The organism is Streptomyces sp. NPDC039480 (assembly GCF_055597165.1).
On sequence record NZ_JBVITX010000025.1, the window covers coordinates 1 to 6,904 of the forward strand.

General features: G+C 69.8%; 6 protein-coding genes. 4 read left to right on the plus strand and 2 right to left on the minus strand.

Going from position 1 to position 6,904, the window contains the following annotated elements:
- On the minus strand, positions 1-1,181 hold a 1,181-nt coding region (locus tag ACZ56E_RS40530), incomplete at its 3' end, for a PHP domain-containing protein (RefSeq protein ID WP_471221984.1).
- Between the two features lie 178 nt (positions 1,182-1,359).
- Between ACZ56E_RS40530 and ACZ56E_RS40535 the strand changes: the two genes are divergently transcribed.
- The 4 genes from ACZ56E_RS40535 (at position 1,360) to ACZ56E_RS40550 (ending at position 6,033) form a co-directional block, all read left to right on the plus strand.
- Positions 1,360-2,688 (plus strand): DUF2252 domain-containing protein, encoded by a 1,329-nt coding sequence (locus ACZ56E_RS40535; protein ID WP_468609866.1) that lies wholly within the window; start codon positions 1,360-1,362, stop codon positions 2,686-2,688.
- A gap of 75 nt (positions 2,689-2,763) precedes the next feature.
- Positions 2,764-3,447 carry a hypothetical protein gene (locus tag ACZ56E_RS40540; RefSeq protein ID WP_471221988.1) on the plus strand — a complete coding sequence of 228 codons (684 nt, stop codon included), beginning with the start codon at positions 2,764-2,766 and terminating at the stop codon, positions 3,445-3,447.
- Positions 3,448-3,490: 43 nt separating this feature from the next.
- Entirely contained in the window at positions 3,491-4,291 is an 801-nt protein-coding gene (locus ACZ56E_RS40545) for a DsbA family protein (protein ID WP_471221985.1), read from the plus strand.
- Positions 4,292-4,374: 83 nt separating this feature from the next.
- Positions 4,375-6,033, plus strand: a complete 1,659-nt coding sequence (locus ACZ56E_RS40550) for an alkaline phosphatase D family protein (protein WP_471221986.1) — start codon at positions 4,375-4,377, stop codon at positions 6,031-6,033.
- 17 nt (positions 6,034-6,050) lie between these two features.
- Here ACZ56E_RS40550 and ACZ56E_RS40555 read toward each other — a convergent pair whose 3' ends face one another.
- On the minus strand, positions 6,051-6,620 hold the full coding sequence (locus ACZ56E_RS40555) for a dienelactone hydrolase family protein (protein WP_471221987.1): 570 nt from the start codon (positions 6,618-6,620) through the stop codon (positions 6,051-6,053).
- Between the last annotated feature and the right edge of the window lie 284 nt (positions 6,621-6,904).

Below are 6,904 nucleotides of genomic sequence, written 5' to 3' on the forward strand. Positions count from 1 at the left end.
TCGGTGATGCCCATGGCGTACGCGACGATCGAGCCTGCCGCGGAGCCTCGGCCGGGGCCGACCGCGATGCCGTTGTTCTTGGCCCACATGATGAAGTCGGCGACCACGAGGAAGTACCCGGGGAACCCCATCTGGATGATGATGTCCATCTCGTACTCGGCCTGCTTCTGCCGGTCGTCGGGGACACCGCCCGGATAGCGGCGCTCCATGCCGCGGCGGACCTCCTCCTGGAACCAGGTGACCTCGGTGAAGCCCTCCGGGATGTCGAACTTCGGCATCAGGTCGCGCTTCTCGAACATCCCCGTGGTGTCGATCTGCTCGGCGACCAGGAGCGTGTTGCGGCAGCCCTCCTGCCAGGCGTCGGACGAGTCGATGGCGTACATCTCGTCGGTCGACTTCAGGTAGTAACCGGTGCCGTCGAAGCGGAAGCGGTCGGGGTCCGAGAGGTTCTTGCCGGTCTGGATGCAGAGCAGGGCGTCGTGGGCGGTCGACTCGTGCGCGTACGTGTAGTGCGAGTCGTTCGTCACCAGGGGCGGGATGCCGAGCTTCTTGCCGATCTCCAGGAGGCCGTCGCGGACCCGGCGCTCGATCTCGATGCCGTGGTCCATCAGCTCCAGGAAATACCGGTCCTTGCCGAAGATCTCCTGGTACTCGGCCGCAGCCTTCAGGGCCTCGTCGAACTGGCCGAGGCGCAGCCGCGTCTGGAGCTCACCCGACGGGCATCCGGTGGAGGCGATCAGCCCCTCGGACCACTGGGAGATCGTCTCCTTGTCCATGCGCGGCCACTTCTGGAGCCAGCCTTCCGCATAGGCGTCGGAGGAGAGCCGGAAGAGGTTGTGCAGACCGGTCTTGTTCGCCGCCCAGATCGTTTTGTGCGTGTAACCACCCGAACCGGACACGTCGTCGCGCTTCTGGTGCGGCTGGCCCCACTGGATCTTCCGCTTGTTCCTGCGCGACTCCGGCGCCACGTACGCCTCGATGCCGATGATCGGCGTCACGCCCGCCTTCTGCGCGGAGTGGAAGAAGTCGTACGCCCCGTGGAGGTTGCCGTGGTCGGACATCGCGATATGGGTCATGCCCATTTCGTTGCACGCGTTGAACATGTCCTTCAGCCGCGCGGCACCGTCGAGCAGCGAGTACTGAGTGTGCACGTGCAGGTGCGTGAAGGGCGGCTTTGTCACGACGGGAGGCCTCCGGAGAACGCTGGGGAACAGGCTGCGGACAGTCTGGGGGGTCAGCGTGGAAGTCTAATCCGGGGCGCTGACAGTCGGCGGGCACTCGGGAGTACGGTCGAGCGTTGGAAGGGGCGGACCATCCGTCCCACGTCACGCACCACCCCGTACCAGGAGGCACCCAGCGATGTCGGTCCCGCAGCCCACTGCTGAGCAGCGCGGCGAGCAGATCCTCGCCGTCTTCGACACCGCGTTCGGTGAGCTGCTCGCCGCGGACCCCGCCGCGTTCCGGGTGAAGTTCCGGAAGATGGCCTCCTCCGCCTTCGCGTTCTACCGCGGCACGGCCTGCCTGTTCTACGCCGACCTGGAGCGCGAGCAGCACGGCGGCCCGTATCTGGACGACCGCACCGGCCGGGTGTGGATCCACGGCGACCTCCACGCGGAGAACTTCGGGACGTACATGGACTCCCAGGGCCGCCTGATCTTCAACGTGAACGACTTCGACGAGGCGTACGTCGGCCCCTTCACCTGGGACCTGAAGCGCTTCGCCGCCTCCGTGGCCCTGATCGGCTACACGAAGGCGCTCGGCGACGAGCAGATCACCGACCTCGTGCGGACCTACGCCGCGGCGTACCGCGAGCGCGTCCACGACCTCGCGACGGGCGCCAAGAGCGACGAGGTGCCGCCCTTCACGCTGGACACCGCCCAGGGCGCCCTCCTGGACGCGCTGCGCGACGCCCGCTCCCTGACCCGCTTCGGGCTGCTCGACTCGATGACGGAGATCCGCGACTTCGAGCGCCGTTTCGCGCCGGGCGGCGGCTCCATCGAGCTCGACGCCGCCACGCGCTACAAGGTCCTCGCCGCGTTCGACGGCTATCTGGAGACCCTGCCGGAGTCCTCCCTCACCCGCCCCGACTCGTATCGCGTGAAGGACGTCGTCGGCCGCCGCGGCATCGGCATAGGCTCCGCCGGCCTGCCGTCGTACAACATCCTCCTGGAGGGCAACAGCGACGCCCTGGAGAACGACGTCGTGATCTACCTCAAGCAGGCCCAGACCCCCGCGGTCTCCCGCCACATCACGGACCCCGCGGTCCGCGACTACTTCCAGCACGAGGGGCACCGCACGGTCATCTCCCAGCGCGCCCTCCAGGCGCACGCCGACCCGTGGCTGGGCTGGACCGAGCTGGACGGCGCGGGCCAGCTCGTCGCCGAGGTCTCGCCGTACGCCGTGGACCTGGACTGGTCGGACATCGACGACCTGGAGGAGATCTCCGCGGTCGTCGCCGACCTGGGCCGCGCCACGGCCACGATGCACGCCGCCGCGGACGACGAGAGCGGGCACTCGGACCTGGTGCCGTTCTCCACGGAGCGCGCCATCGACGCCGCCATCGCGGCCGACGAGGACGGCTTCGCGGACCTGCTCGTCGACTTCGCCCACAGCTACGGCGCACGCGCGCGTGCGGACCACCAGATCTTCGTCGACCTCTTCCGCAACGGCCGCATTCCGGGCCTGTAGGCGTCCGAGGACCCGGGAGGCCCACAGGCACCCTTTATGGGCCTCCCACAGGAACACATGGCACACTCCTCCGCGATGGACATATCCGGGACCCAGCTCAGAGCCGTGCGCGCGGCGCTGTTCACGGCACTCGTCGTGACGCTCTCCGCCGCGTCGCACGTGCTGCTGTCCCGGGTCCCCCTGCCGCTGACCACCGTCGCGGCGATCGCCGCCCCCGTCTTCCTCATCGCGTACGCGATGGCGGGACGCGAGCGGGGGTACAGGCGGATCGCGGCCCTGCTGATCCCTCTCGAACTGGCCGCCGACACGGTGTTCACCGCCGGCCAGCACGTCTGTTACGGCGAGGCGGGCGGCCCCGTCGCGGGTCCGCTGCGCTCCGTCGGCTTCGACGTGCTGTGCGGCGGGGCGCCCGTGGGGTCGCCCCTGGCCCGGATGACGGCGGACGGGCACGGCGCCGCCGCGCTGCTCGCCGACGCGGACCCGGGCGCCGCCTGGCTGCTGCTCGGCGCGCACGTCGGCGTGGGCCTCCTCGCGGCGGCCTGGCTGCGGCGCGGCGAGCGGGCCCTGGCCCAGCTGCTGCGCGCGGTCGCCGCCGCGACCTTCCGGCCCCTGCTGATCGCGGTCGCCGCGGTCACCACCTTCCGCACGCCCGTCCGCCGCGCCCCGCGCCCCGCGCGCCGGGTGCGGGCGGCGCGCACGCGGCTGCTCGTGCACTTCGTGGGACGGCGTGGACCGCCGTGCTCGGCCGTCTTCGCCTGAGCACAGCACCCCCACGCAGTTCACCCACACGGAGAAAAAGATCATGAGCAAGCGCAACAGCCAGGCCGCCAAGTCCGCCGCCCGCGAGCGGATCCGCGCCCAGCAGGAAGCCGAGCGCAAGCGGGAGAAGCAGAAGCGGGCCGTCATCGTCGGCGTCTCGATCGTCGGCGTCCTAGCGCTCGCCGGCGGCGTCGGCTACGCCGTCATGCAGACCAACAAGCCCGGTTACTGGGAAGAGGCCAAGGACAAGAAGGTCGTCAAGCCCGCCAACACCTCGGGCGAGGACGGCACCACGGTCACGATCGGCAAGTCCGACACGAAGAACACGGTCCACCTCTACGAGGACCCGCGCTGCCCCGGTTGCGCGGCCATGGAGCAGTCCATCGGCTCCGCGATCGACAAGGGCATGAAGGACGGCGACTACAAGCTGAACTTCACCGTCGGCACGTTCCTCGACAACAACCTCTCGGGCGAGGGGTCGAAGAACGCCCTCAGCGCGCTCGGCGCCGCGCTGAACGTCAGCCCCGAAGCGTTCCTCGAGTACAAGACCGCCCTGTTCTCCACGAAGTACCACCCCGCGGAGTCCACCGACGAGTTCGCGAAGGACGAGTACCTGATCAAGGTGGCGAACACCGTGGACGCCCTCAAGAACAACGACAAGTTCAAGAGCGCCGTCGAGAAGGGGACCTTCGACCCCTGGGCCCTGAAGATGAGCGACTCCTTCCAGTCGGCCGAGGGCGTGGAGTCCACCCCGACCATCAAGATCAACGGCAAGGTGGTCGAGACGCCGAAGACCCCCGACGCCTGGAAGGCCGCCTTGAAGAAGGCGGGCGTCACGAAGTAGCCGGCTGAACAGTACTCAAGAGGGGGGCGAACTTGACGAGTTCGCCCCCCTCTCGCGATTACCGATCAGTATCGTGATCGTCCGTGACCAGTCGAAACGATCTTCATTCGTCGCTCAACTCCCCCGCCCCGAGCCGCCGTACCGTCGTCAAGGTGGCGGCCGCCGGCGCCGCGCTCGCCGCGCCGCTCGCCTCCATACCCGCGCACGCCGCCGAGAGACCCGCCTTCCACCACGGCGTCGCCTCCGGAGACCCGCTGCCCGACGGCGTCCTGCTCTGGACCCGCGTGACCCCCACGCCGGACGCCGTGCCGGGGTCCGGCAAAGGCCCCGACACCGAAGTGAGGTGGGAGGTCGCCGAGGACAAGGGCTTCACCCGGGTCGTGGCGCACGGCAGCACCGCCGCGCGGGCCGCGGCCGACCACACGGTCAAGGCCGACGTAAGGGGCCTGCACCAGGCGACCACCTATTACTTCCGCTTCTCCGTAGGAGACGTCCGCTCCCCCGTGGGGTGTACCCGCACCACCCCCGCGCACGACGCCTCCGCGCACGGCGTCCGCTTCGGAGTGGTGTCCTGCGCGAACTGGGAGGCGGGCCACTTCTCCGCCTACCGCCACCTCGCGGCACGCACCGAGCTCGACGCGGTCCTCCATCTCGGGGACTACATATACGAGTACAAGAGCGGCGAGTACCCGTCCGCCGAGCACGTCGTCCGTCCGCACGAGCCGAGGCACGAGATCCAGACGCTCGCCGACTACCGCACCCGGCACGGCGTCCACAAGACCGACCCCGACGCGCAGGCGATGCACGCGGCCCACCCGGTCATCGCGATCTGGGACGACCACGAGTTCGCCGACAACGCCTGGTCGGGCGGGGCCGTGAACCACTCCCCGGAGACCGAGGGCGGCTGGGCGGTGCGCATGGCGGCGGCCAAGCAGGCCTACTTCGAGTGGATGCCCGTGCGCCCCTCCACCGAAGGCACCGTGTACCGCCGCGTCCGTTTCGGGAAGCTCGCGGATCTCCACCTGCTCGACCTGCGGTCCTTCCGCTCCGAGCAGGCGGGCCTCGGCAGCGGCGCGGTCGACGACCCGGACCGCACGCTCACGGGCCGCGCCCAGCTCGACTGGCTGAAGTCGGGCCTCGCGTCCTCGGAGGCGGCCTGGAAACTGGTCGGGACCTCGGTGATGATCTCGCCGGTCGCCTTCGGCTCGCTGCCCGCTCATCTCCTGGAGCCGCTGGCGGAGTTGCTCGGCCTCCCCAGGGAGGGCCTGGCCATCAACGCCGACCAGTGGGACGGCTACACCGACGACCGCAAGGAGCTCATCGCCCACCTGCGCGACCGGAACATCCGGAACACCGTCTTCCTGACCGGCGACATCCACATGGCCTGGGCGAACGACGTACCGGTCAAGGCGGCCACGTATCCGCTCTCGCCGTCCGCCGCCACGGAGTTCGTGGTCACCTCGGTGAGCTCCGACAACATCGACGACATGCTGGGCGTCGCCCCGCACACCGTCTCCCTCGTGGCCGCGGGCGCCCTCAAGGCCGCCAACCGCCATGTGAAGTGGCTGGACATGGACTCGCACGGCTACGGAGTCCTCGACGTCACCGCCGAGCGCTCACAGATGGACTACTACGTCGTCTCGGACCGGACCGATCCCGGGGCGACCTCGTCCTGGACCCGTTCGTACCGCACGCGCAGCGGCACGCAGAAGGTGGAGCGGGTGCACGCCCCCGTCCGCTGAACCCGAGCGGCCACGGACTAGAGCGTCTCCAGGAAGCCCAGCGCCGTGCGCCACGTCGCCTCCGCGGCCTCGGCGTCGTAGTCGTCGAGGTCCGGGTCGGTGTAGAGGTGCCCCGCGCCCGCGTAGCGGTAGATCTCCACATCGGCCCCGGCCCGGCCCATCCTGAGGTACCAGGCGCTCAGCCAGTCGTCGGACTCGAAGGGGTCGGGCTCGGCGACGTGCAGTTGCACGGGCAGCTCGTCCACGGACGCGTTCTCCGCGAGGTCGGACGTGCCGTGCAGGAGCAGCAGGCCGCGCGCCTTCTCGTCGCCGAGGGCGAGGGTCTGCGCGGTCGCGGCGCCGAGCGAGAACCCCGCGTACACGAGCCCGCGCTCCGAGTAGGGCGCGGCGGCGAGGATCGCCCGCTTCAGGATCTCGTCCTTGCCGAGCTCGCTCTGAAAGGCCCTGCCTTCCTCGACGCTGTCGAAGACGCGGCCCTCGAAGAGGTCGGGGGTCCACACCTCGTGTCCGGCGCCGCGCAGCCGGTCGGCCGCCGCGTGCACCGCCGGCCGCAGGCCGTACGTCGAATGGAAAAGCACGATGTTCATGGAGCCATCGTGCCATCCGTGAGAGCCCGTCTTTGAACCCCCGTCGTTCGCGCGGAGCGCGGGCGCAGCGGCGTTCGGTGCGTGCGATCGGCGTGCGGCGTCACAGGTCATGTGGCGGAGCCACCTGTCCTGGGACGCCGTGCGGCGAGCGGGCGTGCCGGGCGTCGGGGCGCAGGCGGGGGTTCGAAGACGGGCTCTCACTGAGCGTTTCGCCCTGTCTGATGGCACTATGGGGAGGTTTGTGGAGGCTGTCCGACTGACGCTGAAGTGAGAGGCGAGCCATC